At 60.8% G+C, this 25,983-nt stretch carries 29 protein-coding genes and 1 pseudogene; 16 read left to right on the plus strand and 14 right to left on the minus strand.

The window, feature by feature from the left end; all coding sequences use genetic code 11:
• Nucleotides 1-66: 66 nt before the first annotated feature.
• A complete protein-coding gene (locus tag PCS43_RS28535; protein WP_155419211.1) occupies nt 67-234 on the plus strand; it encodes a hypothetical protein in 168 nt (55 codons plus the stop codon).
• 272 nt (nt 235-506) lie between these two features.
• Here PCS43_RS28535 and phoU read toward each other — a convergent pair whose 3' ends face one another.
• The 5 genes from phoU to ccsB all read right to left on the minus strand — a co-directional run bounded on the left by phoU (nt 507) and on the right by ccsB (nt 4,941).
• Complete coding sequence (phoU, locus tag PCS43_RS28540; RefSeq protein ID WP_047270619.1) at nt 507-1,172, minus strand: phosphate signaling complex protein PhoU; 666 nt, start codon at nt 1,170-1,172, stop codon at nt 507-509.
• Nucleotides 1,173-1,405: 233 nt separating this feature from the next.
• Nucleotides 1,406-1,582 carry an ANTAR domain-containing protein gene (locus PCS43_RS28545; protein WP_232354283.1) on the minus strand — a complete coding sequence of 59 codons (177 nt, stop codon included), beginning with the start codon at nt 1,580-1,582 and terminating at the stop codon, nt 1,406-1,408.
• A 1,506-nt stretch (nt 1,583-3,088) separates the two neighbouring features.
• The gene (locus PCS43_RS28550) at nt 3,089-3,418 is read right to left on the minus strand and encodes a hypothetical protein (protein ID WP_054827429.1); all 330 of its coding nucleotides are present in this window, start codon (nt 3,416-3,418) and stop codon (nt 3,089-3,091) included.
• Nucleotides 3,415-3,684 (minus strand): WhiB family transcriptional regulator, encoded by a 270-nt coding sequence (locus PCS43_RS33545; protein WP_052959928.1) that lies wholly within the window; start codon nt 3,682-3,684, stop codon nt 3,415-3,417. The genes PCS43_RS28550 and PCS43_RS33545 overlap by 4 nt, the downstream gene beginning before the upstream one ends.
• 270 nt (nt 3,685-3,954) lie before the next feature.
• Complete coding sequence (gene ccsB / locus PCS43_RS28555; RefSeq protein ID WP_047270614.1) at nt 3,955-4,941, minus strand: c-type cytochrome biogenesis protein CcsB; 987 nt, start codon at nt 4,939-4,941, stop codon at nt 3,955-3,957.
• Nucleotides 4,942-5,872: 931 nt separating this feature from the next.
• On the opposite strand from ccsB, the gene PCS43_RS28560 reads away from it, so the two are divergent.
• A complete protein-coding gene (locus PCS43_RS28560; RefSeq protein ID WP_047270613.1) occupies nt 5,873-7,216 on the plus strand; it encodes a magnesium transporter MgtE N-terminal domain-containing protein in 1,344 nt (447 codons plus the stop codon).
• 43 nt (nt 7,217-7,259) lie between these two features.
• Entirely contained in the window at nt 7,260-8,882 is a 1,623-nt protein-coding gene (locus PCS43_RS28565; RefSeq protein WP_047270656.1) for an Nramp family divalent metal transporter, read from the plus strand.
• Between the two features lie 63 nt (nt 8,883-8,945).
• Here the strand turns inward: PCS43_RS28565 and PCS43_RS28570 are convergent.
• Nucleotides 8,946-9,209: pseudogene (locus PCS43_RS28570) on the minus strand (cytochrome b); the annotation flags it as partial.
• A 201-nt stretch (nt 9,210-9,410) separates the two neighbouring features.
• Here PCS43_RS28570 and PCS43_RS28575 point away from each other — a divergent pair.
• The 3 genes from PCS43_RS28575 (at nt 9,411) to PCS43_RS28585 (ending at nt 10,127) form a co-directional block, all read left to right on the plus strand.
• Nucleotides 9,411-9,542, plus strand: a complete 132-nt coding sequence (locus PCS43_RS28575; RefSeq protein ID WP_223304459.1) for a MerR family DNA-binding transcriptional regulator — start codon at nt 9,411-9,413, stop codon at nt 9,540-9,542.
• A 61-nt stretch (nt 9,543-9,603) separates the two neighbouring features.
• Nucleotides 9,604-9,822 (plus strand): MerR family DNA-binding protein, encoded by a 219-nt coding sequence (locus PCS43_RS28580; protein ID WP_256670292.1) that lies wholly within the window; start codon nt 9,604-9,606, stop codon nt 9,820-9,822.
• Nucleotides 9,819-10,127 (plus strand): hypothetical protein, encoded by a 309-nt coding sequence (locus PCS43_RS28585; protein ID WP_047270607.1) that lies wholly within the window; start codon nt 9,819-9,821, stop codon nt 10,125-10,127. The genes PCS43_RS28580 and PCS43_RS28585 overlap by 4 nt, the downstream gene beginning before the upstream one ends.
• A gap of 136 nt (nt 10,128-10,263) precedes the next feature.
• Here the strand turns inward: PCS43_RS28585 and PCS43_RS28590 are convergent, their stop codons facing one another.
• Nucleotides 10,264-10,527: a DUF4229 domain-containing protein gene (locus tag PCS43_RS28590; protein ID WP_080961187.1), complete on the minus strand. Its 264-nt coding sequence runs from the start codon at nt 10,525-10,527 to the stop codon at nt 10,264-10,266.
• Nucleotides 10,528-10,871: 344 nt separating this feature from the next.
• Between PCS43_RS28590 and PCS43_RS28595 the strand changes: the two genes are divergently transcribed.
• Genes PCS43_RS28595 through PCS43_RS28625 form a run of 7 tightly spaced genes read left to right on the plus strand, consistent with a single transcriptional unit; the run spans nt 10,872 to nt 17,669 of the window.
• Nucleotides 10,872-11,399 carry a TlpA family protein disulfide reductase gene (locus PCS43_RS28595; protein ID WP_442971568.1) on the plus strand — a complete coding sequence of 176 codons (528 nt, stop codon included), beginning with the start codon at nt 10,872-10,874 and terminating at the stop codon, nt 11,397-11,399.
• 26 nt (nt 11,400-11,425) lie between these two features.
• Nucleotides 11,426-12,040: a TlpA disulfide reductase family protein gene (locus PCS43_RS28600; protein ID WP_047270604.1), complete on the plus strand. Its 615-nt coding sequence runs from the start codon at nt 11,426-11,428 to the stop codon at nt 12,038-12,040.
• A complete protein-coding gene (locus tag PCS43_RS28605) occupies nt 12,037-12,846 on the plus strand; it encodes a cytochrome c biogenesis CcdA family protein (protein ID WP_047270602.1) in 810 nt (269 codons plus the stop codon). The genes PCS43_RS28600 and PCS43_RS28605 overlap by 4 nt, the downstream gene beginning before the upstream one ends.
• Nucleotides 12,843-14,474: a cytochrome c biogenesis protein ResB gene (locus PCS43_RS28610; protein WP_054827427.1), complete on the plus strand. Its 1,632-nt coding sequence runs from the start codon at nt 12,843-12,845 to the stop codon at nt 14,472-14,474. Before PCS43_RS28605 ends, PCS43_RS28610 begins: the two co-directional genes overlap by 4 nt.
• Nucleotides 14,471-16,072 (plus strand): apolipoprotein N-acyltransferase, encoded by a 1,602-nt coding sequence (gene lnt / locus PCS43_RS28615; RefSeq protein ID WP_054827437.1) that lies wholly within the window; start codon nt 14,471-14,473, stop codon nt 16,070-16,072. The genes PCS43_RS28610 and lnt overlap by 4 nt, the downstream gene beginning before the upstream one ends.
• A 60-nt stretch (nt 16,073-16,132) precedes the next feature.
• A complete protein-coding gene (locus PCS43_RS28620; protein WP_047270598.1) occupies nt 16,133-16,933 on the plus strand; it encodes a DUF3105 domain-containing protein in 801 nt (266 codons plus the stop codon).
• A complete protein-coding gene (locus PCS43_RS28625; protein WP_047270597.1) occupies nt 16,926-17,669 on the plus strand; it encodes a DUF305 domain-containing protein in 744 nt (247 codons plus the stop codon). The genes PCS43_RS28620 and PCS43_RS28625 overlap by 8 nt, the downstream gene beginning before the upstream one ends.
• A 59-nt stretch (nt 17,670-17,728) precedes the next feature.
• Here PCS43_RS28625 and PCS43_RS28630 read toward each other — a convergent pair whose 3' ends face one another.
• Nucleotides 17,729-18,664, minus strand: coding sequence for a cytochrome c oxidase assembly protein (locus tag PCS43_RS28630; protein WP_054827426.1), 936 nt, complete (start codon nt 18,662-18,664; stop codon nt 17,729-17,731).
• 42 nt (nt 18,665-18,706) lie between these two features.
• Complete coding sequence (locus tag PCS43_RS28635) at nt 18,707-19,249, minus strand: copper resistance CopC family protein (RefSeq protein ID WP_223304457.1); 543 nt, start codon at nt 19,247-19,249, stop codon at nt 18,707-18,709.
• A gap of 183 nt (nt 19,250-19,432) precedes the next feature.
• Between PCS43_RS28635 and PCS43_RS28640 the strand changes: the two genes are divergently transcribed.
• From PCS43_RS28640 to PCS43_RS28650, 3 genes are all read left to right on the plus strand, one after another.
• On the plus strand, nt 19,433-20,089 hold the full coding sequence (locus PCS43_RS28640; RefSeq protein WP_047270652.1) for a DsbA family protein: 657 nt from the start codon (nt 19,433-19,435) through the stop codon (nt 20,087-20,089).
• Nucleotides 20,086-20,736, plus strand: a complete 651-nt coding sequence (locus PCS43_RS28645; RefSeq protein ID WP_052959927.1) for a vitamin K epoxide reductase family protein — start codon at nt 20,086-20,088, stop codon at nt 20,734-20,736. Before PCS43_RS28640 ends, PCS43_RS28645 begins: the two co-directional genes overlap by 4 nt.
• 148 nt (nt 20,737-20,884) lie before the next feature.
• Nucleotides 20,885-21,076, plus strand: a complete 192-nt coding sequence (locus tag PCS43_RS28650) for an antitoxin (protein WP_047270593.1) — start codon at nt 20,885-20,887, stop codon at nt 21,074-21,076.
• Between the two features lie 131 nt (nt 21,077-21,207).
• Here PCS43_RS28650 and PCS43_RS28655 read toward each other — a convergent pair whose 3' ends face one another.
• The 5 genes from PCS43_RS28655 to PCS43_RS28675 form a co-directional block, all read right to left on the minus strand.
• Nucleotides 21,208-21,744: a hypothetical protein gene (locus PCS43_RS28655; RefSeq protein ID WP_223304456.1), complete on the minus strand. Its 537-nt coding sequence runs from the start codon at nt 21,742-21,744 to the stop codon at nt 21,208-21,210.
• A 28-nt stretch (nt 21,745-21,772) separates the two neighbouring features.
• The gene (gene ctaD, locus PCS43_RS28660) at nt 21,773-23,530 is read right to left on the minus strand and encodes an aa3-type cytochrome oxidase subunit I (RefSeq protein ID WP_047270592.1); all 1,758 of its coding nucleotides are present in this window, start codon (nt 23,528-23,530) and stop codon (nt 21,773-21,775) included.
• 117 nt (nt 23,531-23,647) lie between these two features.
• Entirely contained in the window at nt 23,648-24,598 is a 951-nt protein-coding gene (locus PCS43_RS28665) for a M56 family metallopeptidase (RefSeq protein ID WP_047270591.1), read from the minus strand.
• Complete coding sequence (locus PCS43_RS28670) at nt 24,599-24,958, minus strand: BlaI/MecI/CopY family transcriptional regulator (RefSeq protein ID WP_003944627.1); 360 nt, start codon at nt 24,956-24,958, stop codon at nt 24,599-24,601.
• A gap of 32 nt (nt 24,959-24,990) precedes the next feature.
• Complete coding sequence (locus PCS43_RS28675) at nt 24,991-25,764, minus strand: M23 family metallopeptidase (protein WP_358344645.1); 774 nt, start codon at nt 25,762-25,764, stop codon at nt 24,991-24,993.
• Between the last annotated feature and the right edge of the window lie 219 nt (nt 25,765-25,983).

Below are 25,983 nucleotides of genomic sequence, written 5' to 3' on the forward strand. Positions count from 1 at the left end.
ATTGACGATAGTAGGTTGTTGATCGACACTGTCCCAGACCGCTCGATCCGAGCATAGGAGAACTCCATGAGCTTGGCGCCGTTCCTCGTCGTAGTTCTCGGAATTCCAGCAGGAATGGCCGCCATAATTGGACTGATGACCGCGGGCAACGAGAGAAAGAGCCGAGTTGACCGACCGATGCGACGCATGCGCGCGGAGATCAGTCGACTCAATTCGGAGAACGCCGCACAGTAGCCCGGCACGGCATCGACCATGCTCACCGCCGATACACTCGTGCTGCATCTCATCTCGCAACCACGAGCGGGACCACGGACGTGGGGTCAAGATCCTTCCTCGGGAGAGGCGACGTCGTGCAGCCAAGGTCGGGCGCGAGAATCGAACTCCCAACGCAACACCAAATCGGATCTCATCACACTGTCCACGTCTTCCGACTGACCAGACAGCCGGCTTCCACATCGGGGCCGGAATGCGTCATCTCCCCTCCTGACATCCCGGCAAGCTTCAACCTACGGAAGGAGCGCGTCGGGTCGGGCGGGGAGTCGACCGGTTTCGAGGAAGATGATGCGTCGTCCGATTTCCACAGTGTGGTCGCAGAATCGTTCGTAGAACCGTCCGAGCAGGGTGATGTCGACAGCAGCTTGCACTCCGTGCGGCCATTGTTGGGCTTGGGTGACGGTGAACAGGCGCCGGTGCAGTTCGTCCATGACCGTGTCGGCGGCCACAAGCTCTTGCGCGTGAGCAGAATCGACGTGCCGCAGTATTACCTGGGTTTCGGTCGCCCGAGCCACTGCTGTCCTTCCCATGTCCGCTACGACTGCCCGCGCTTCGGGCGGTACGGCCGACGTCGGGTGGCGCAGGCGCGCGATCTTGGCGATGTGGACGGCCAGTGCGCCCATACGTTGCAGACTTGCGGCGATGTGCAAACCGCCAACGGTAAATCGGAGGTCATGTGCCACAGGGGCTTGTAAGGCGAGAAGTGAGAATGACTTGTGTTCCCAGTCGGAGGCGGCCCGCTCGAGGTCGGTGTTCGCGTCGAGTACTCGCTCGGCGGTGCGAAGGTCGGCATCGAGGAGGGCTGCCGTTGCCTCCGACATCGCTGTCACGGTGAGCCCGCACATCGACGCCAGGCCACACGAGAGGTCGTCGAGGCTGTCGGCGAAATGTGTGCGCATCTCATCACCCTAGATGTGTACCCAGCGGTTGTTTCGTCTTCAGTTCGATCCGGGGCATCGGGTCCATTGCGCCTCTTCTCGGCCTCCGTCCGGGCAATACCGTTTCTGTGCCCGCCGGTGACGGGTAGAAATGGATTGAAGCCGACAGCCGTAATGGGTGCTGTCGGCGAGGTGCCTGTGGTTAAGCAGTCAGCCGCAGGTGCCGACCACAACGCGATTCAGTCTGTCATCGGTCACAAACCGAGCAGCAGCTGATCGAATTGCGAACGCAACCCACCGAGTAGAGCGAAGTCTGCGCGAACACGGGCGCTCAACTGCTCGGACACCTGGCGGAGTTTGACGTTCTTCTGCTCCAAGCGCCAGATGAGAATGTCGAAGGCCCGCTCCGCGGAAATTCCGTACACGATCATCAGCATCACTTTGGCCTGCTCGATCGCTCCACGGGAGCTACTGATCTCATCGACCAACTCGTCGACCGACTCCCTGACCCATGCGGTCGAGCGTTTCGGTGACGTCTATGTAAAGACCGGCACTACCGATTACTTCGTCGTTGCCGCCGAGGATGCTGTCGCCCACCACGATTCACCGATCTCGTCACACCATTTGTGTCGACGATGCGATGTCTACTACTGAACGGCCCAAACTGGTCGCCGCCGGCACCGCCCTCTACGAGGCGTGAGGCATTATCTTCCTCGAAGACCAACTCGCGGAAGCCCGCCGCATCAACACCGAACTTCAACAGCAAGAAAGCGGACCCGGCGCATCACCCGAATACGCCCAGCACCTCCGACATCACCCCTCCCCCAATACTCTCCGCTACGCCACCACACCCACCTTCGCGGACTGCATCTTCACAGGGCGGATCTGTCCGAGCGGAAACGTCAGGAGTCGAACGCAGACAATGCTTTCGCTACAGTCGATCAATGCAGCACCATCCCGACGTGGCGTTGCACTCGGCCCACCGAACGCGATGTCGCGCAGGCCGAAAATTCGGTGGGCCGCCTCTGACTGCGCGCCCGTCGACCCTGACACCGGGCCGCACGGCCCATCAGGTCGGACGTCTCACCCTGACCTGGTGAACCACGGTGGAACTGTGTCCCCCCAACTGGCGAAAACACATACCCTCGCTCGGCCGCCGAAAACATGGGTACAGAAGAATTTCACCCCGGACAGCGCCTAGGAACCTTCGATCTTGCCGCAACGCCTGGCCGGGGGCAACGCCTAGAACACACACTCGTCTACGCGACCCCCATGGTGGCAGACATGGATTGATGGTGTCGACGTGTGCTCAGCACGTACCCGTGCGATCGCGTCGCGTTTCACTCGCGAGTGCATGGCAGCATTTTCCGAAATGAGGAGAGTGGGGCAAAGCACCACGGCAAACAGGACAAACCTCACCTCGACCGCCCGCGAAGCGTACGGCCTAGTCGTACACGTCCGGGAGCGGGCGCCGGCATCTACCGGTCTCATCGGTCCTCTGCCTTGTATGGTCGTCGAGACTGCCCTCCCGGCGTCAGCGCCCCATCGGTTGGGTAGAGCACATATGGTCCTGCAATGATGCACGGCCCAATCTCGCAGTTGCACCGAAAGCTCGCTCTCACTCGTCGATCTCGGCCAGAGAACCACGAACGGCACGGAGGACCTCACGAGATCAGTCCGAAAGCGAACTCCATGCCACCACAGCATTTTTCGCCGTGTCGCAAAGTCAAGACGGTCGGTGCTACGCCTGCAGCGCAAGTTTTCCAATCTGTAACTTCGATTATCTGTGCGCTAGCCGCCGAAAAGCAGTCCAGTGCAAGCCGAACCTCTACGCAATACAGTCAGGAGAACCTGATGACACCACACCCGAAGAGGGAGCATCACCGTGATCCGTCAAACGCCTGAGTCCGCGGGCGTGAGTGGTTTCAGCGACCGCCTCAGTGCTCGTTGATCCCAGGCCCTTGATGAGTGTGTATTGCGCACCGATTCGACACCGTAAAATCGACCGGGAAGCCATGCAGTGCAGTTATTCGCGTAACACGCGAATCTCGGATCTCTCCATCCCAGGCATCGTCGTGATCGCGCGCAGCGGGAGTTGGCATGCCATGTTCGAGCCCACGAGCTTTCATTTCCCCGTTCACATAGTAGAACCGCGCCTTTTGATTCGGGGTGTGGCGATCAAACCTGTCGTACAAGTATTGGTACTCCGCGACCAGGTCATCGCCCGTCATTCGGTAAACCGACAGAGGCGCCTCGTCATTCGTCATCGAATCGCCTCCTTGATACAGCGGCGCCGCAAGAGAATCTCGAAGACCATTCCCCGGCCGAGCGGACTTCGCAACGTGGATTTGCGGTTGACCCACGGGACAATTACACACCTGTCTCCGACGGGGTCAAAGGATGATCCCAGCTTTCGATCGGCTTCGGTCATGCCACCCCAGGTTCCGTACGGCTCACCAGCACCCAGGGCATACTCGCGACAACTACCGAGCAGGGGCAGTTCTGACAAATCCGCCGAGTCGGCGAATCCCACCGGCTTCCAGCAGTAAGACCACCCTCCACCGGCACTCGAACCTCGCCTTCCGTCACGCCCTCACCCGAATAACCTATAACCAAACCCGTGACTGCATTCAAACAAGCAGCAGGAAGGCAAGACACGAAGGAACCCCCCGCCGCCTCGAACGCACCAGTCGCGCCCCGCGACGTAGCCTACGAAGATCATTCTTTGGGCACTCATACGTTGTCTTCGCTTCGAACGCCACCGTGGACGTGCCCGTCGAGCTTCAATTCGATCACGAATCGCTCAGCTCAGACCGGCGTAGGAGTGCAATCCGGACACGACCATGTTGATGATGAACAGATTGAACAGCATCGAGACGAATCCTGCGATGTTTATCCAAGCGGCTTTGGTCTCGCGCCAACCTGCGGTCGCTCGGGCGTGGAGGTAGGCGGCGTAAATCACCCAGGCGATAAACGACATCGTCTCTTTGGGATCCCACCCCCAGAACCGACCCCAGGCTGCCTCCGCCCAGATCGCGCCGAGGATGACTCCGATACCAAAGAGAGGGAAGCCGACGATGACGGTTCTGTAGGCCAACCGGTCGAGTGTCTGGGCGTCGGGCAAACGACGAGCCATCGAACCTACAGGCCCGCGGCGCTCCGCGCCGGCGGGCTGTCGGATCCGTAGTAGGAACGCGAGGCTGGCCACGCCGGAAACCAGGAAGACGCCGCTGCCGATGCTGACGATTGTGACATGGATCGGAAGCCAGTAGGACTGCAGAGCCGGAACGACAGGCGCTGCGTCGGCGTAGAGCAGGGTTGCCGCAACGAACATCAGGATTAGGACCGGCGCCAGAAGAAAAACCCACATCGCGCGGTATGTCTGCCCACGCAGAAACACGATGCCAGTCGCCGTTGCGGCCGCGGTGGCCATGGTGACGAACTCGTACATGTTGCCCAACGGGAAACGTCCGGTTGCGAAGCCACGCAACACGATCGACACAAGGTGCAGTCCCAAGCCCACGACGAGAACCGCGGCACCCATGTTGCCGAGACGCTCGGGCACTGGCTTCGGCGGAGCCGAAACGATCCGTCCGGGCACTTCCGGCGACGGCGCCGAGACTCCCCCTGCCGCCACAAGCTTCCTGCTCCCCAACTCGAACCGGTGGACGTGGTCGGTGCGTGTCGCGGCGTAGTGCCAGATCAGCAACACGAGGGCTAACAGATACACGGCGAAGGCCGACTGGAACGACAGGTCACTCAGCCTGGCAATGGTTTGGTTGATGGGCACGGTGGGTCCTCTCCTGAGCCATCCGGGTTCTCAGATCAGATGCGGCCGCACCCGTCCAGCGAGTTTCTACTACTCGTACGTCATTCGTGGTCCATTAATCCGTGCCGCAGACTTGGCAGAATCGCACAACCTACAATTCCGTCTGGGATGCGCCGGACCCGCCGTACGCGTCATTGCCCGACCTCGGCGCACTGCGGTTTCGATCAGTCGTCCGTTCAGATCAGCATGCCCGTAGAGGTCGGCGAGGGCACATATTGACTACTATGCCCGATAGTAGTCAATGTTGTGTGGCTCAACGGGGAGTCACCCGGAAAATGAGGCTGCCGTCGGATACCGCGTTCCGCGGCGCTGAGTGATATGCCAAACCCCTCAGGGCGCAAGGGCTCGCTGACGCAACGAACATTGCCATGTCACCGAGCGAACACGTTGACGCATTGATCTGCTGACCGACCCTCCGGGGACGCGACTTCGCGCTCACGGCAACGCTTCTAGGTGCACTGGACCACGTGCGCGATAGATGGGCGGATGTATGAATACGCTCACCAAAGGCGGGGTCGACCGTGCATCCGCATTGAGCCTCTGCTCCGACAACCTCACAACCCGAACCGCTACGCCAGAAGTCGCCGAGCTTGAGAGTCGCCCCAAACGGCTCCCAAACCGGACTTTACATGCATAGGTGCGCATGTAACAATACCGGAGCGGGAAGGCTTGTCCGCGAAGCGAGAAGGTGGCGTGCTTGAAGTTTTGGTCGCGAGTTTCAACCATGCAGATGCGTCGTCACCGGCGAACTGAGTCGCAACTGACCGAGCCGCGCCGAACTTAGGCCACGCTTGTCCGTCCACCGACCTTTCAATCGGACATCAATAGCCGTCGCGCGAGTGTGCGCATCCTGCGTGGCTCGTCCCACCACCCACCGACGCGAGGAGTGCCGATGACCGAGTCAGCGACCGACGGAGCCCCCACGCATCCGGTGATCCATCTCTCACAGCTACTGAAGCGACCAGTGATCGCACGGAATGGGGACATCGTCGGCGCCCTAGACGATCTGATCGTGCGATTGCTCGGCGTGGACACCTACCCGACGGTATCCGGGCTGGTAGTCAATGTCGGTGGTCGGCGAGTGTACGTTTCTGTCGAACGGATCGAGCACCTCGACGGGGACCGGGTGATGCTGGCGCAGAACAAGGTGGACCTGCGCGGGTTCGAGCGCCGCGAGGGCGAGGTACTGCTGCGTTCCGACGTCCTTGGCCATCGGCTGATCGACGTCCCGGCCGCGGAGCTGGTGCACGCCTACGACATCGAACTCGAGAACCCCGGTCACGGGTGGGTACTCGCACGGCTCGACACTCGCCGCCCGGCCCGGTTCTTCGGCTTAATCAAATCCCATGGAGGACACGCCAGTCGGGATTGGAAAGCGTTCGAACCCTTGATCGGCCACAAACACAGCATGGTAGTGCGGCGGGTCGGCGGGCGAGTCGGCACCCTTAAACCGGCGCAGATTGCAGATCTGCTCGAGGGCGCAGACAAGCGCGAGGGTGGGGAAATCCTTGACCGCGTCCACACCGACCCCGAGCTTGAGGCGGACGTTTTCGAAGAGCTCGACCCGGGCAAGGCCAACAAGCTGCTCGCCGACATGAGCGACGTCGAGGTGGCCGGTGTGCTTGGTCTCATGCGCGCAGACGACGCCGCCGACGCAGTCGCAGAGTTACGACAGTCCCGCCGTCGACGAGTGCTCGATCTGATGCCGGCCGGCCAACGCACGAAGGTGATCACACTAATGGGGTTCAATTCGTCCAGCGCCGGCGGCCTGATGAGCGTCGACGTCATCTCCTGCGCCGCCACCGCCACTGCGGCGCAGGCCCTGTCGGCAATCTCAGCAGCACGGTCCATGCAGCCCGAGGCTCTGCTGAAGGTGCACGTGCTCACCGACGCCGGCCGGCTGATCGGGGTGGCGTCGGTCATCCGGCTGCTGCAATCGGAGTCGGTGACCCCGATCGTCGACATCATGGACACCGACCCTGTGCGCGTGACCCCCGTGGCGGACCTAACCGAGGTGGCGGTGCTGATGGCCGACTATAACCTCGCGACGATCCCAGTCGTCGACGATGCCGACCACGTCGTCGGCGTGGTCACCGTCGACGATGTCCTCGAGGCCTCCATCCCCGACGACTGGCGACGGCGAGAACCTGCACCGAGGCCCATCGTCGAGCGCGCCACCGACCACCCTACGACCAACACCACCTCCACAGATCCAGGCGGTGATGACCGTGGCTGAACCCGAGATCACCGACGCCACCCCGGCACATACGCCTGTCGGTATGCCTGAACCGCGACCGTCCGCAGTCCTCGATTCCGCGCACCTCGGCGACATCGAGGGGGCGCTCGGAAGAATCAGTTTGTCCGACAAGGAATCTCGCCGCACTTTCAAGGCTCGGATGCTGACCATGTTGGCGATCGTCGGGCCTGGCCTCATCGTCATGGTCGGTGACAACGACGCCGGCGGTGTTGCCACCTACGCGCAGGCCGGCCAGAACTACGGGTACTCGCTGCTTTGGGTGTTGCTATTGTTGATTCCAGTGCTGATCGTCAACCAGGAGATGGTTGTCCGACTCGGGGCGGTGACCGGGGTGGGGCATGCCCGGCTGATAAACGAGCGCTTCGGCCGCGGGTGGGGCTGGTTCTCGGTCGGCGATCTGTTCGTATTGAACTTCCTGACCATCGTCGCCGAGTTCATCGGAGTTTCACTGGCCGCCAGCTACTTCGGCGTCTCACGGTACATCGTCGTGCCGACCGCTGCGGTCGCGTTGATCGCGATCATGGCCACCGGCAGCTTCCGCCGCTGGGAACGTGCGATGTTCGTCTTCATCGCCGTCACGGCGGTACAGATCCCGATGCTGCTGCTCTCACACCCAGACTGGGGTCGCGCTGCCCGAGACTTCGCGATTCCGGGCGTCCGAGGCGGGATCACCTCGGACGCGGTGTTGTTGATTATCGCAATCGTCGGCACCACTGTCGCGCCGTGGCAACTGTTCTTCCAACAGTCCAACATCATCGACAAACGGATCACCCCGCGGTTCATCAGCTACGAACGAGCCGACACCGTCCTCGGGGCGCTGGTCGTCGTCGCCGGCGCAGCGGCATTGATGATGACCGCCGACTACGCCGCCCGCTCAACTGGCAGTGTCGGAGAATTCGTGGACGCCGGCGACATCGCGCGCCTACTCAGCGCGAATGGTTCCGTCCTCGGCCCGATCTTCGCGATCGTGCTTCTCGACGCCTCGATCATCGGTGCCGCTGCGGTCACTCTGTCGACCAGCTACGCCTTCGGTGACGTGTTCGGGATCAGCCACTCGCTACACCGAGGGTTCAAGGAGGCCAAACCCTTCTACCTCTCATACGGTGCCATGGTCCTCCTTGCCGCGGGGATCGTGCTGATCCCCGGCGCACCGCTTGGACTGATCACTACCGCCGTGCAGGCTCTTGCCGGACTGCTCCTGCCCAGCGCGAGCGTGTTCCTGTTGCTGCTGTGCAACGACCGGCAAGTACTCGGACCCTGGATTAATCCGCGCTGGCTCAACCTCGTCGCCGGGCTGATCGTCGCGGTCCTGCTGATGCTCTCGGGAATCCTCATGGCCACCACCGTTTTTCCCGACCTCAACGTGGTGACCGCCTCAATATACCTAGGGATAGCGTTGGTCGTCGCTGGCATCGTCGCAACAGTTGGCGTGCGGTGGCTCGACCGGCGCCGCGGCGTAGTCACCGCTCTGCCCCCTGACGTCGGGCGAGAGGCAAAGATGCAGTGGCGGATGCCGCCGCTGACGCTGCTCGAACCGGTCGTGTGGTCCTCCGGAACGAAACTGGGCATGCTGGCCTTGCGGGGCTACCTCGTCATCGGCGCGATACTTCTCGTGGTCAAGGCTATTCAACTCGGCAGCCGATAGGATGCCGAGCCGCAGCCAAATGAGAGTGCGAGTACCAGCAGCTCGGGAGTCACCACCACGCGGGATGCCGGTCTCGATGCCGTGCTCGAGAACCTCACGGTCGCTGCGCCGCAGACCCAGGCAGAACCGGTAGGTGACGAAGAACGCGATCGGGGGGCAGCAGCACCATGCCGATTCGGCCGATCCACATCATCGCGTTCAGCGAGATGTTGAACTTGTACGCAATGATGTCGTTGACGCAGGGGATCGTCAGACCAGGTAGAACGCGATGACCATCGCGCCGATCGCGGTGCGGACCGGAACGTCCCGCGGACGCTGCAGCAGGTTTGCCTGCGTGCGGTGGTAGTCGGAGATTCAGCACCGATCGCAGGGCTCGCGGGTTCGGATGCTGCGCTTCCTCGTCGTGGTCGTGGTACTGATGGCCGACTATAAACTCGCGACAATCCCAGTCGTCGGCGTGGTCACCGTCGACGATGTCCTGCCGCCGGGCAGAACAACTTGACTCCGTAGCCGGGTACAGGGTTCACAATGGCAACATGCGTAGCAGTGAACTGGCCACCCTCACGGGTGAATGTGCAGACGTTGCGGTACTACGAACGGCGCGGACTCCTGCAGCAGCCTCCACGATCCGCCTCGGGATACCGCTCATATCCGGGATGAGGCGGTCGAGATTATCCGGTTCGTCAAACGCACCCAGGAACACGGCTTCAGCCTCGAGGAGATCAACGAACTTCTCCACCTCTACGGTGGCGGACCGGACGATTGCGACGCAGCGCGGAGACTCGCCCAGAAGAAGATCGCCGAGCTCGACGAAAAGATCCGAGATCTGCAATGCATGCGGGCCTCATTGACCGAATTCGCTTCCACCTGTGCACTACCGCGAGCTGACCGGCACTGCCCCATGCTCCAGACATTGCACACCGACGAAGGAACACCATGATTCAACTCGAAATTTTGCAAGTCCTGGACTGCCCCAACGTGCCGCTCCTCGAACAACGAATCGAGCAAGCTCTCGCGGGTGTATCGATCGAATGGGAACTGCGCCACCTGGTCATCGAGGATTCCCAATCAGCAGCACTCGCGGGTATGGCCGGGTCTCCGACGTTGCTCGTCGACGGCCACGATCCCTTAGCCGAGTCAAATCAGATCCCGAGCGTGTCCTGCAGGCTCTATCGCGATGCCGCGGGCGCTGTCGACGGCGCTCCTACTGTGTCGGCGCTGAGGAGAGCATTCGGAATGGATTGACCAACGTGGACAGTCGTTGACTGCTGCTCCGAATTCGGCTTCGGCAGCAGCGATCGCCGCGACCTAGCCCCTTCCCGGGTGACACCGGGGGATGAAGGAGGCTTCATCTATGCCGGCGTGGCCGCGGGAAACTTCTTCACGCGGTGCGCGACGCGCGACGCCTCTCATCTACGACCATCACCTCGTCGTTGATCCGGCGTCGCAACGATCGGAATGCGATCGCAGAGATGGCGAATCCGAGCAGCAAGGCCCCGAACAGTGACAAAGCGCCGGGGATTTCGAGGTCGAATACGGCGTTGATTCCCATGACGATCACTGCGAGCCCAGCGATCAGGGCGAGTCGAGCTGCGGTGTAGTACACCATCAATCGCACAAGCTTCGACCGTGCGATTCGTGTCATTCGCGTCGGCGGCCCTTGATGTGAATCCAGTGCTGGAATTTCGGGGCGGGCCGACGAGCTGGGACGACCCTCCGGGGCGGATTGACGTTTCACAGTGCTCGATTCAATAGTTGGACTCGGGCCCCTGCCGCTGCTGAGCGAGGGCCGGTGGAAGAACCAATATAGCTACTATGCACAATAGTAGTTCAGTGTTGTTCCCCGATTCGCCGCACCATACTTGGAGGAAGTGTATGCAGGCACGGTCGCGATGGCTCATGTTCTTCTTGGCCGTGATCGCCCTCCTTGTCGTGGCAATCTGGCCTCGATCCGAACCAACCGAATCCCACTCCCCAACCCGACCGCAAATGCCCCCGGCCGCATCCCAAGACGACGGCGAAGCTCTCGACCCGAGCTTCACATCTGCGACCGCAGCAGCGAAGGTTTCCTGCCCTGCGGCCCCGGCGGCACCGCCCGTGAACGGAAAACTCCGGGGAATCAAAGCGACGTGTCTTGGCGAGAGCACTGAAGTCGACCTCGGCGCAGCGCTGTCCGGGGAACCCACCTTGATCAATCTCTGGGCTTCGTGGTGTGGGCCGTGTCGATCGGAGATCCCGGTTCTGAACGATTACGCAGGCAGCCCCGGCGCCATCCGTGTGGTCGGCGTCAATGTCCAGGACGACATGTCAGCAGCACTAGCACTTCTCACGGACGCCGGCGTGCGCTATCCCTCGTTCGCCGCCATCGACGACGTCGGAATTGCACTGTCGGCGCCGCCAGTTCTGCCGCTGAGCTTCCTCGTCCAACGTGACGGGTCCGTCGACCAGGTCACAGCCCCCATGGTTTTCGAAAACACGGACCAAATACGCTCCGCCGTAAGTGAGTTGATGAAATGACAGTCCCCACACCCACGCGACAACGGATGCACCGCACCCCCCGAGCGCATGCCCATCCCCTCTCACTCATTGCTATCCTCACCGCGGTGGTCGTCGCCGCAAGTGGGTGCGCGAGCGGTACCGACGCGGTCGCTTCGGGTGCGAACTTCGATTTCGTCTCGCCTGGGGGGCAAACCGATATCTTGTACGACCCACCCGAGTCGCGAAATAGAATCGGCGCATTGGCCGGGCCTGACCTTATGACCGACGGTAACGATATCTCACTGACTGACTACGCAGATCAGATCGTCGTGATCAATCTGTGGGGACAATGGTGCGCCCCATGCCGCTCCGAGGCCGACGATCTCGAACGCGCCTACGAAGCAACCAAAGACCTCGGCGTTCAGTTTCTCGGGATCAATGTTCGAGATCCTCAACGTGACAAAGCTCAGGACTTCGTCGTCGACAACAACGTGAGCTACCCCTCGATCTACGACCCGTCGATGAGGACCTTGATAGCGCTCGGCGGAAACTATCCGACGAGCGTGATTCCCTCCACGTTGGTGTTGGATCGTCAGCATCGCGTCGCCGCAGTGTTCCTTCGTGCACTTCTCACTGAGGATCTACAGCCTGTCATCGAGCGTGTGGCGGCCGAACGGTGAACGACTTTGCCCAAGGCATCGGGTCCAGCTTCCAGACCGCCGCCTCGAGCGGTCCGTTGCTGCTCGCCGTAGCGGCGTGCGTTTTGGCCGGTCTGGTCTCTTTCGCCTCACCGTGCGTGGTGCCACTGGTTCCCGGATACCTGTCGTATCTAGCCGGCATTTCCGGAGCTGATTCTCCGGCGGTGACCCCTGAAGACGCGACCACGAGACCCGCAGCAGGCAGATGGCGGGTGACAGGCGCGGCAACGATGTTCGTCGCGGGATTCACGGTGGTGTTCGTTTTCGCCACCGCATCGGTATTCGGCGTGATCAGCACCCTGCGCATCAACGAAGCGCTGCTCCAACGTGTGGGCGGGGTGATCACCATCGTGATGGGGTTGACATTCATCGGCCTTATTCCTGCCCTGCAGAAAGACGCACGATTCGCGCCGCGACGAATCTCCTCCCTTGCCGGCGCACCTTTGTTGGGGGGCGTGTTCGCGTTGGGCTGGACACCATGTCTCGGCCCCACTCTCGCAGGGGTTCTTTCGGTGGCGGCCGGAACTCAAGGCACGACGGCAGCGCGCGGGGTGCTGCTGATCGTCGCCTACTGTCTAGGACTTGGATTACCGTTTATCGTGCTGGCGTTCGGGTCGGTGAAAGCGCTCCGAGGCGTCGGATGGCTCAAACGCCATTCACGAACGATTCAGATCGTCGGCGGAATAATGCTCGTCGCTGTCGGTCTGGCACTGGTCACCGGTGTGTGGGGCGTGTTCATCGGCTGGTTGCGCAACGAGTTTGTCAGTTCGGTCGTGTTGCCGATATGACAGAGAGTGTCCCCACGGGAGCTCGCATCCGTCGCCTCCCGAGACTGATTATCCGAGAAAGCATTCGAATGCTGCGCCAGTACTGGCGCAGATTGACGTCGATGAGTACCGCGCTCGTGCTCCTGTTCCTCTTGGCGCTGGCAGCACTCCCCGGAGCAATGCTGCCTCAGCGAAATCTCAACGTGCAGAAAGTGTCCCAGTACATTGCGGCCCAACCAACCCTTGGCCCACTGTTCGACAAGCTGGAGTTGTTCGACGTCTTTTCCAGTTTCTGGTTCACCGCAATCTACGTTCTCCTGTTTCTCTCTCTCATCGGCTGCCTGTTTCCACGCTTGCGGGCGCATCTCGGCGCACTCAGGAGCCAGCCTGTGCGGGCACCTCGGAATCTGTCCCGGTTGCCGCACCATTTCCGCGGCGAGGTAGATATCTCTCACGACGAGGCCTTGACGAGAGTGCGCCGGTCTCTCAAGGGTTGGCGCATCGCAGTCAATCCCGAAAATGATTCCGGAGTATCGGTTTCGGCGGAGAAGGGATATCTGCGCGAGGCCGGGAATCTGGTTTTCCACTTCTCGTTGATCGGGTTGCTCGTCACCGTCGCCATCGGCAAGCTGGTGGGGTACGAGGGTTCGGTCATCGTCATTGCCGACGGTGGTCCTGGATTCTGCAACACCTCACCCGCTGTGTACGACTCATTTCGCGCTGGAAGTGCAACTGACGGAACTGGTCTCGCACCGTTCTGCATCAAGGTCAACGATTTTTCCGCGGACTATCTCGATACTGGTCAGGCCGAAATGTTCACCTCCAACATCTCATACCAGAGCGGGCAGGACATCGCGACCAATACGTGGAAGGACTACCGTCTTCGAGTCAACGAACCGTTGCGTACCGATGGCGCCCGCGTCTATCTGACCGGCCACGGGTACGCGCCGCAGTTCACCGTCACTTTCCCCGATGGCCAGTCCCGTACCGAGACAATGCAGTTTCAACCGGACGACGCGGTGACGTTTCTCAGCAGTGGGGCGTTGCGTTTCGATCCACCCGGCGGTTCGTTCCCCGATCCGAACGAGCGCCGGAAGAATCAGATTGCCATCGAGGGACTCTTCGCGCCGACCGCGGCCTTCAGTGGGACGCTCCTGACTTCGTCGTTTCCCGACGCACGTGATCCTGCGGTCGCGATCGACATCTACAAGGGCGATACGGGTCTGGATACCGGCATTCCGCAATCGATCTTCTCGTTGAATACGGAGATGATCAACCAAGGAAGGCTGGTCAAACAAGATCGTGTGAACCTTCGACCGGGAGAGACGCGGACTCTCTCTGACGGAACACAGGTTCGGTTCGACGGGGCCAAGGAATTCGCCAATCTACAGGTGTCGTACGACCCTGCGCAACAGTGGGTTCTCGTCTTTGCGATCACGATGATGCTCGGACTTCTGACCTCGCTCGTGATCAGGAGGCGGCGCGTGTGGATCCGTTTACGCCCGGGGGCAGCACCGGAGCAGGTCGATCTCGAACTCGGAGGCCTCGCGAGGACCGATCATGCAGGGTGGGGCGGCGAATTCGACGATCTTTGTGAGAAATTGTGGACGGACCAGCACAGTTCTCCTTCTACGGGAGCGGGCCTGTGAGGGTCCCTTCGTCCGAACGTGCACTCACTGCCGACGGTGAACTCGATGCATGCCTGAAGAGTGGTCGCCCCAAACGGCTTTACGGTGGGAACGCTTTGCGTCTCGCGCTTTCGGTGGGCGCTGGGTGGCTGCTATTTCTCAGTTTTCCGCCGCGCACGCTGTGGTTTCTGGCCCCTGTCGCCATCGCCCTGCTGACCGCCGTTCTCCAGGGTCGCAGTCTCCGTGCGGGTTTCGGATTCGGCTATGCCGCGGGACTGGGATTCTTCGTTCCCTTGCTGCCGTGGGTCGGAGCGTATGTCGGTGCAACGCCTTGGTTGGCGTTGGCGGCGATTGAAGCGCTCGCGTTCGGCGTGTTCGGCGTACTGGCAGTGGCCGTCGGTCGCGCTCCCCTTTCCCCGGTGTGGATTGCGGGTGCATGGGTCACCGCCGAAGCACTTCGTAGCCGAATTCCGTTCGGCGGTTTCCCGTGGGGGCGTTTGGCCTTCGGGCAGGCGGACAGTCCGCTGCTGCCGTTGGCTTCGATCGCAGGGGCGCCAGGTCTTTCCTTCGTGACTGCACTGACCGGAACTCTCATCGCCTGGTCACTGGCCGGACCCTCCCGTGTTCGATGGCAAGCATTGGCGAAGGGTGGCGTTGCCGTCGTCCTCATCTTTGTGAGTGCATTGGTGACAAGTTCTCCCGGTGCCGCCCCTGACGAGGTCGTCACTGCTGCCGTCGTTCAGGGCAACGTGCCGCGACTCGGCCTCGATTTCAACGCCCAACGCCGAGCGGTGCTCGATAATCATGTTGCCCGCACCGAGCAGCTCGCTGCCGATGTCGCGGCGGGTCGCGCAGCCCGGCCACGGCTTGTTATCTGGCCCGAAAATGCTTCGGATATAGATCCTTTGGTGAATCGGGATGCGGCAGAGCGACTGGACCGAGCAGCCCGTTCGATCGGGGCACCAATCCTGGTCGGTACGGTTCTCGTAGGTGAAGCGAGCACATCGATCAACAGTGTCATGGTGTGGGATCCCACGGATGGCCCTGGCCAGCAACACATCAAACGACAACTCGTGCCGTTCGGGGAGTACCTGCCGCTCCGACCGATCATTCGTGCAGTGTCGTCGTACGCCGATTCTGCGGGCAATTTCGTTGCCGGGAATGGGAACGGTGTCGTCGACCTCAACGGAGTTCAGGTAGCTGTTGCCACGTGTTACGAGGTGGCCTTCGACGATCTGGTGACCGAGTCGGTCCAGGCGGGAGCCACCGTCATCGCGGTTCCCACCAACAATGCGACCTTCGGCCGGACGGAGATGACCTTTCAGCAATTGGCCATGTCGCGGGTGCGGGCAGTCGAGCACGGTCGCACTGTGTTGATCGCCGCGACCAGCGGTGTCAGTGCGATCATCACGCCGACGGGAGAGGTACGCCAACAGAGCGAGATCTTCACAGCACAGGCATTGACCGACGAGATCGCCCTGCGTTCCGATCTCACACCGGCAACACGTCTGGGCGCGGTTCCCGAGATCGCCCTGGCGGTGATCGTCCTTTCTCTCGCTGCCGCATCTCTCTTCGGGGGCGCGTACCGCTTCTGTCTCGGCAGAAGAACGAAACCATGAATTACTATGATTGATAGTAATTCAGTGTCGGTGCCAGCGCGCAAGGGAACGAGTCCACCAATGTCGAAGAACCGCAAGAAGAACACACCCCGCCCCCGCGGCGGTGGGGTGCCCGGTGGCCGAAGTTTTCCGTGGTCGATATCGATCGCAGTCCTGATTATCGCCGGCCTGGTCTCGGTCATCGCCTACAACATGGTGCCCAAGGCCATCGAGAGGACCGAAGCACAAAAATACGCTCCGAGCGCGGACAACCCGGACCCCTCGCTGTCCATCGAAGGGGTAACCGAAATCGAATACGCGGCCGGCAATCATATTCAAGCGCCTCAGCGCGTTGCATACGATCAAACTCCCCCCTTGGGAGGAGCGCACGATCAGTACTGGGCGACATGCACAGGCATCGTCTACCCGGAGCCGATACGCACTGAGAATGCGGTGCATTCACTCGAGCACGGTGCGGTCTGGATTGCCTACAACCCCGACTCGTTGAATCCGTCCGACGTCGACGCCCTTACCTCCCAAGTCAACGGTAAGCCGTATTCCCTGATGTCACCGTTCCCTGGCATCGATTCCCCCGTTTCGATTCAGTCGTGGGGGCACCAACTCAAAGTCGACAGCGTCGACGACCCCCGTATCGCAAAATTCATCACCGCCCTCAAACAGAACCCGAACACCCATCCAGAGGCCGGTGCCAGCTGTGCAACGGTCCCGGGAGGATTCGACCCGAACGCTCCTTTCCCCTTCGACGCATCTCCGCCAGGCCCTGACGCGATTCCCGCAGCGTCGGAGCAGTCAGCCACTGGTCTTCCCGCAGCAACGACCCCACCTGCGCCGGCGATCACGAGGAGTCGCGAAAATGGTTGAACACGAGGCGGTATCGATTCAATCCGAGTCGGTATCCGATTCATCGGGCAAACGCCATGCCACGCCGGCCGCAGTGTTGGTGGTCGGTATTGTCATCGCTCTGTTGATCGGAATCATCATCGGCCTGTGGGCAAAGGGGCGGATCGAGAACACCTCGCAGGGGGTCCCAGCCGTCGGCGCAGTGGAGGTCGGCTTCGCGCAGGACATGTCGGTTCACCACGGGCAAGCGGTCGAGATGTCGTCCCTCGCATTGGTGAACACTGCCGACCCCGCTATCCGTACGCTCGCGTACGACGTCGTCACTACTCAGCAAAGTCAGATAGGAATGATGCAGGGGTGGCTGTCCATCTGGGATCGACCCGCCCGGAGCACGGGCGAGTATATGGAGTGGATGCCCTCAACTTCCTCGGCGATGAATCACTCGATGCCCGGCATGAGCACCGGACAAAGTGATTCCGGCGTAACTGAATCAGTCGCGATGCCGGGAATGGCTTCTCCCGCCGAACTCGCGGAACTACGCACCCTGACCGGACCGGCATTTGAGATTCGCTATTTGCAATTACTGTTGCGCCACCATCAAGGGGGAATTCCGATGGCCCAATACGCCGCTGACAATGCCGATCTCCCCGTCGTGACAAATCTTGCTCGACAGATCGCCGCTACACAGCAGGCCGAATCGACCGCATTGCGAGAACTGCTCGCAGTGAGAGGTGCCCAACCGATCCCGATGAACTGACCACTCATCTCACACACCGTCGCATCCGCCGAACCCGATCATCGAGATGCCGAGAGCAGTCATCGACGGGGAAGGGTTTTGAGGAATTCGTTGTAGGCCTCGAGGTCGACGTCACCGTCCCTGGCGGCCTTTTTGTCGACGGCGGCGTTGGTGCGGGTCTCGTCGCGATTCCACCTCATCGCGAAAACCACCATGATGATCAACGCGACGGGTTCTCCGTACGACCATGCCAAAGCCCCCGCCATTTGTTGATCGGCCATCAGATCGACGTTCCAGGACGCCGGCGGATTGGTGAAGGTACTCAGGAGTGGCGAGGTTGCCATCATCAGGATCACGCCGATGAAAACATGGAGAGGCATTTCGACGAAGAGGTCGAAACATCGACCCAGGTTGCTTTGCTTGACGGGCAACGGCCCAGATGAGAGCACCGGAACGATGAACAACACTCCAGTGGCCAGGAAGAAGAGCTCCAGGCCTGTGTGACCGACCCAGGACGACGCCACCAGGTCGAATACCGGCGAGAGGTAGATGCCGTAGTAGCTGAACAGGAACAGTGGAATCGTGACGCCGGGGTGTAGCAGAATCTTCGCCGTCCGGCTTCTGAGTGCCGTCAATGCCAGCTTGAGGATCGGAATTCCCCACCCTGTGTGAGGGGTGGAGCGCAGCAGGAGAAGACCTGGGCTGCCGAGAACGAGCAGTGGTGGAATCGCCATCGACAAGGTCAAATGCTGGAACATCCAGATACTGAAGAGTTCGTACCCGTAGCCCTCGACGGCGAGCCCCGTGACCAGGATCAGCAATATACAGCCGAAGAGGAAGCTGGCCGTCCTCGTCCACGGCCACACCCGACCGGAAGACGTCACCCGGTAGACACCCCAGCCATACCACGCTGCCAGTAGGACTCCGATCAGTGGTAGGACCGGGAGCGGCTGCGGCGCCCACCCCACCATTGCTCCGAACGAAGGCACGGCCTCGGGTAAACGTATCCAGTCCATCACCTACGTGGTCCCTCCCCGCTCGTACTGTGTTGTAACATCTCAGCGCTTCGAGCGCTTGTCTCCGCGGAGAACGATGACCATCCCGATCACGAACAGGATTGCCACTGCGCCACCGAGAATCGGCAACAACAGTGGGGATCCGTCGTCGGAGTCGGCATCGGCGGTCGCCGCCGACGGCGCAACAGTTGCCGGAGGTGTTGCACCTCCGGGAAGCGGCGCCGCATTGTTCTTCGCCGCGTTCAAGGTGAAGGAGTACGACCCCGTGATCGGGTGTCCGTCCTCAGAGATCACCCGGTAACCAACGGTGTAAGTGCCAGACGACATCTGACCGGTCGTCACGAGAGAAACGCGCTCTCCCTGCACCGACGGCTCCCCGGCTCCGACCTGCGTCCCGTCGGCCGCACTGACGGTCACGTTCGCGAAACTCGTCTGAATCTCCTGATTGAAAACCAATTCCACCGAACTCGGCGCAGTGTCGAGAACTGCGTCGGCGGATGGAGTCGATCCGACCAGTGCACTGTGTGCTTGCGCGGTGCCTGCGCTTATGAGCGCACACCCCGCAGCCACCAGCAGCACAACCATTGCACGCCTCAAAATCTGTTCCTCCTACTCGGCTCACACCATCGAGGTGCGGAGTCCGGCGATCGATGCACACCGCACTTCGCTGAGACAATACCTCCGACTACTATGTTGCATAGTATTCAGGGCTGTGTGGTGGCCGGAAGGTTGCACGCATCGACGAACACCGACCAGGTAGGCGGATCCATGAAGTTGACCACCAACGCGAAATTCTCGATAGCCCTGATAGCTGTCTTCGCTGTCGTCCTCGGCGCGCTGTTGCTCGGCAACCGCAGCGGGAGGGAGACAAACAGCGCCAGCGCTTCGGACGCATCGGTTCTTCGCGACGACACGCATCTACTTTCCTCTGCGCCGGACAACGATGTCGTTCTGGTCGAATTCCTCGACTTCGAGTGCGAGGCATGCCTGGCGATGTATCCGACGATGGAGCGGATACGTGCTGAGTACGCTGACCGCATCACGTTCGGTGTACGGTACTTCCCCATTCCCAGTCACACGAACAGTCGACTCGCGGCGCGAGTCGTCGAAGCGTCGTCCAGGCAAGGGAAGTTCGTGGAGATGTACCAGCGAATGTACGACACGCAGACCCAGTGGGGCGAGTCGTCCGAATCTCAAGTAGCCCTCTTCCGTACGTTCGCCCAGGATCTGGGACTCGACATGGCGACCTTCGAAGCAGATATGAATGATCCCGCAGTCGCAGAGCGTGTCGAAGGGGACTTCAACGAAGGTATCGACCTGGGCGTGCAGGGCACACCGACGCTGTTCCTCAACGGCGTCCAGTTGCCGTCCATGCCGACATATGACGATCTCACCGCTCGCATCGACGCAGCGCTGGCCCAATGACATCAACGGGAGCACGCGGTGCCCACGTCGACACTGGTATACCTCCGACTGTCGACTCGGCCCCGAAAGTGTGCTCCCCCTATGTCGTCGGATGGATTCTCACTGCAGCAGGCGCTCTCGGCTTGGCGGCGTCTCTGATACTGACTATCGAGAAGTTTCAGCTTCTCGCGGATCCCTCATATCGCCCGTCCTGCAGCATCAACCCCGTCCTCAGTTGTGGATCGGTGATGAGTTCTCCACAAGCCTCGATCTTCGGTTTCCCGAATTCGATCCTCGGTATAGTCGGGTTCACCGTCCTACTGACCACGGGAATCGTGACCCTCACCGCCGCAAAGGCACTACCTCAGTGGTATTGGCGCTGTATCGTCATCGGCTTGCTCACCGGAGCGGTGCTGGTTCACTGGCTGATTTTCCAAAGCCTGTACAGAATCCAGGCACTGTGCCCATACTGCATGGTCGTGTGGGTGGTGACGATGACAGCCCTCTGGTATGCCATTTTGCATCTAGGTGCTCGTAGCGCGTCGACCTCCTCGCGAATCGTGACCGTCGGCACCGAGAAACACACTCTCGTGCTTACTATCTGGATCGTGTCCGTCGCGAGCATGATTCTCAGCGCATTCTGGGACTACTGGTCGACACTGGTCTGACGAGTCCCACGAAAATCTGCCAACGCCGTCGCACTCGGCCAACTGTTGCACGATCAGTCAACCTTCAACTCAACTACTATGGATCTTAGTTTTTAGATCCGCAACCCTCCCGAGTAGAGGGCGATGAGGCCAGGAGAAGGAGACGAATATGAAATTCATGGGTGCAGCGAAAGCGCTAGTCGACAAGGGCAAGGAGGCTGCCTCGAAGAACGCAGACAAGATCGAAAACGCGATCGACAAAACCGCCGCGTCTGCCGAAGCCAAGACCGGTGGAAAACTGACCAGCCAGATCCGGAGGGCTGCGCTTGCGGCAAAGAGAGCGATTCCTCCGAAGAAGTAGCGACTCTCTTTGCCTTGCCGCCTGATTGCTCGTTGGTCTCCACGCCGTACGACTGAGAATCGGCGTCGAGAGCGCGAATAATCTCGCTTCGGTGTGCCCCCCTCGTGACAGCACACCGAAGCGAGGAGCGCTCAGGGTTCGGTCTGCGGAATCACGATACTCGCGTGAAAATCTCTGTGCCACAGCCGCGCAAGGAGGGCGTAATAGGATTCGGTTACCCTCGATTGCGTCGAGAGCGCCGCTTCCGACGACTCGATTGTCGTCGGAACGAGAAGGAGGGCACGATTCGCCAATGCCGCCGCGGAACTCCCGATATCCATCACTGCGCCACTGATACTGGCCGCGGCGTTCAGCACGGGGTCTGGAAGGACAGTGGTGGAACGCATGAAGGTCCGCTCTGCGTCAACGAAATCCGCTCCGGTCTGGAGATGATTCTCGATTGCGGCGATTACTTCGCTGACTCGACGGGTGTGAACCCGAAGTTTGCGGGGGTGCCGGATGTGGCGACGAGATACCGGTGGCAAAGTCCGCAACCGGGCACCAGCATGGTTCGCCACGCCGCCGTCGAGAGCGGTCGGCAGTACGTCTCGAATCAACCAGTCCGTGAGTAGGGCGGCAGCGGTATCTGTTGCCGGGACGATGACCACCGGCATTGTTCGTGTTGACATTGACTTTCCCATCGGTATGGCCGCCGAGCTAATTCTTCTCGTCATCATCGGACGTGGATGCGGTAAGTACCTTCTCCGATTCTGATGAACTCGTCTCCGGCCGGTGACCGGCCCCGACGTGTGCTTCTGCTCGCATCCGAGCAACCATGTGCGGGTAATGCAACTCGAAGGCCGGACGCTCGCTGCGGATGCGCGGCAACTCGGTGAAGTTGTGACGCGGCGGCGGGCAGGTCGTTGCCCACTCCAGCGAGTTTCCGTAGCCCCACGGATCGTCGACAGTGACCACTTCGCCGAATCGGTAGCTCTTGAAGACGTTCCAGATGAACGGGAGAGTGGAGGCTCCGAGAATGAAGGAACCGATGGTCGAGACTGTATTGAGTGTGGTGAACCCGTCCGCGGGTAGGTAGTCGGCGTAACGACGCGGCATACCCTCGGCACCGAGCCAGTGCTGAACGAGGAACGTCATGTGAAAGCCGACGAACGTGGTCCAAAAGTGCCACTTGCCAAGGCGCTCGTCCATCATGCGACCGGTCATCTTCGGGAACCAGAAGTAGATACCGGCGTACGTCGCGAACACGACCGTACCGAAAACCACGTAGTGGAAGTGGGCGACCACGAAGTAAGTATCCGTGACCTGAAAATCCAGCGGAGGGCTCGCCAGCAGCACACCGGACAGACCACCGAAGAGGAAGGTGATCAAGAATCCGAGAGAGAACAGCATCGGTGACTCGAACGTCAGGTGTCCCTTCCACATCGTGCCGATCCAGTTGAAGATCTTCACACCCGTCGGCACGGCGATCAGGAACGTCATGAACGAGAAGTACGGCAGGAGAACCGCGCCCGTCGCGTACATGTGATGCGCCCACACTGCGATCGACAGCGCCGCGATACCGAGCGTCGCGTAGACCAGGCCGCTGTAGCCGAAGATCGGTTTGCGGCTGAAGACCGGAAATATCTCCGAGACGATACCGAAGAAGGGCAGCGCGATGATGTAGACCTCGGGGTGGCCGAAGAACCAGAACAGGTGCTGCCACAGCAGGACTCCGCCATTCGCGGGGTCGAAGATGTTGCCACCGAGGCGACGGTCGTAAAGCAGTGCGAAGAGTGCGGCGGTCAACAGCGGGAAGGCCAACAGAATCAAGACAGAGGTGATGAAGATGTTCCACGTGAAGATCGGCATGCGGAACATCGTCATACCGGGAGCGCGTAAGCAGACAATGGTGGTGATCATGTTGACCGCGCCGAGAATCGTGCCGAGACCGGAGACGAGAAGCCCCACAATCCACAGATCCGCACCGACCCCAGGTGAGCTGACTGCCGAACTCAGAGGCGTGTAGGCCGTCCAGCCGAAATCTGCGGCACCTCCGGGAGTGACGAACCCGCCCGTAGCGATGAGAGCACCGAAAAGGTAGAGCCAGTAGCTGAACGCGTTCAGTCGCGGGAAGGCGACATCCGGCGCACCGATCTGCAGGGGGAGAACGAAATTGGCGAATCCGAACACCACCGGCGTCGCGTACAGCAGCAGCATGATCGTGCCGTGCATGGTGAAGAGTTGGTTGTACTGCTCGTTCGACAGGAATTGCATGCCCGGAATCGCCAGTTCGCTGCGCATGATCAGCGCCATGAGCCCGCCGATGAGGAAGAACGCGAACGAAGTCACCAAATACATCAAGCCGAGCGTCTTGTGATCGGTCGTCGTCACAAGGTTCCGCAGCACCGATCCCTTCGGCGCCCGTCGCGCGGGGTACGGCCGGGCGGGGATCGGGGGTGATGCAATTGCGGTCATAGTCAGCCCGCTTCCTGTCGAGACGCAAATAGAGTGTGCGACAGAAGCATAACCCAAATACTACGTTGCATAGTTTTTGGGTCCGGGTGGCGCCTCGGCCACCCTTTCCGACTGCCGTCAGGTCACGAGGGCATGAGCGGACGCAGAGAAGACGACCATGGTGGTCAACGCGGCGATGACGGGAACGATCATCGGGAGCATCGCAGCAGAGATGCAGACCAGTTTGGTGCCGCGAATCCGGGAATCCGTCTGCAGCCTGACCAAGCGCACCGAGATCTCGTCGTCACCGAGCCCGAGAGTCCACACCGGCTGAGGTAGCGGCGACGTCGCCACCACGCGCAACGCCGACCTGACGGCATCGGGGCTGGTGGCCTGTGCGGCCCGATCATCGGCAGCGAGCTCGACCAGCCGCCGCACCGCAGCGGGAGCCGCTTTGAACAGCGGGATCACCGGCAGCGCCTTCGCGAAGACTTCACACACATTGATGATTCGGTGATGGTGACCTCGCAAGTGTGCCCGCTCGTGGGCGATCACCGCTTCACGCTCGGATGCAGTCAAGCAATCGGAGAGACCTTTGGTCGCTACGACGAATCCCGGCCGTCCAGCGACGCTGTAGGCCATCGGCATCGGATGATCAAGCCAGAGAACGTCATCCGATGCCGGATCTGCGCGGGCGATGATCGATACGACATCACGGTGGTAGTCGCGGACCTTGGCTCGGCCCTTATGTTGCCGATGAGCCAAGAACAAGCTGCGAACGGCGATGAGCGCGGTAACCGCAACTCCGCCGACAGCGAGCGCTTCCCCGATCCAGGGGGCCATCGCGTGTTGGAAGGCAGTGAAGCATCGCACAAGGGCCTCGGAGAGCCCTTCCGCTGGTGCATGGCTCGGCCACAGAAGGATCACTACTGCCGATACGGCAAGGAATCCCAGACCCACGATGCTGCCGATCCATGCCGCGAGAATCGCTGCAGGAGCCAGAGTGGTCGATTCGAAACGCCGCAAAACCTTGGGCATGAACGCTCCGATGAGCACGGCCCCGAGAAGGAGGACTGCGGCGAGAGTCATCTACCGAACCTTGCCGTGATCCAGTGCTCGCCGCAGTGCCTCGTATTCGTCATCGGAGACGTTTTGCGCGAAGTGCAGAAGCGCTGAAACAGAGTCATTGCTGTTGTCGAGTAATTCGCGCATGGCCAGTGAGGTCGCTTCATCGCGGCTACGCGATGGCGAATAGATGTATGCGCGGCTTCGTTTTTCCCTCTGCACCCACCCTTTTTCGTGAAGGTGCGTCACGACGGTCAAGATCGTGGTGTATGCCTTCGGGGCGCCGCCCTCGAAGCGGTCGACCAGATCCCGCACAGACTGCGGCTCTTCTGCATCCCACAGGAGATCCATCACTTCGGATTCGAGCCCGCCGAGTCTCTTCATCTTCCTTCCCCCTTCGGAAATCGTCGATTGCGTCAGTCACTGACGGCCGGAGGCTGGATCTGTACCCCACGCGCGTCCAACCATGCCATGGGATCGACCTTCTGGCCGTCTGCCTGCCACACCTCGTAATGCAGATGTGGCCCTGTTGATTGTCCCCTGTTTCCTACCGTCGCAATCAATTCTCCGGCACGCACCTTTTGACCCGCGGTTACCAGAGTCTCGTTGATGTGTCCGAAGACCCCGATTGTCCCGTCATCCTGCAGGATACGGACCCACAGTCCGAAACCGGACGCAGGTCCGGACTCGAGTACCGTGCCGTCGGTGACGGACACGATAGGTGTACCGATCTCATTGGCAATGTCCAACCCGTAATGAGTCGACCCCCAACGCGGTCCGTAGTTCGACGTCAATGTTCCGCTGACAGGAGCCATCGTCAGCGGTTGGCGTGCAGCTGCCTCTCTCGAAGCGCGATCGGTGTCGCGTTCGGTGCCTCGAGCCAACTGTTCGGCCAGCCTCCCCAGCTCGGCCAGTTTGGGAACCTGGAGAATTTCCGGAGCCGATGCCAGCGCCTGCTCGAGAGGTGCCAACGGTTGCTGGTCGAGCTCGACGGGAACACTGACGCTCCCTGTCGATGCATGTGAGGCGGATGTGCCGGCGGCAAGCAAAGCGCCGGTGGCGACAGAGAGAACCAAAGCCCGTCCACCAGGACGATTGCGGGACTGTCGGCGATGAGCGCCGCCGCGTCGCGCCTGAACGCTTGCAGCGACGGATTCACGGTCGACTGCAGATGCGGTGGAGATGTACATCGTGTCGACTGGCAGGTCGCGATCGCTGCGTGGCGTGTCGAAAAAGCTACTTTCCCGAAGTGGGCAGTCGAGATCGTCGGTGTCGGGCTTGCGGTGTCGGGCCAAGATCGCATTCCTTGCGTCGCGGAAGGTCACAGAATGGTGACGGTCCCAGACAGCGTACTACTATTTCGCATAGTTTTTGGGCGAGCGTTGACAAAATTCAGAATCTCGACGAGA

The organism is Rhodococcus sp. C-2 (assembly GCF_027854095.1).
GTDB lineage: Bacteria > Actinomycetota > Actinomycetes > Mycobacteriales > Mycobacteriaceae > Rhodococcus_F > Rhodococcus_F qingshengii.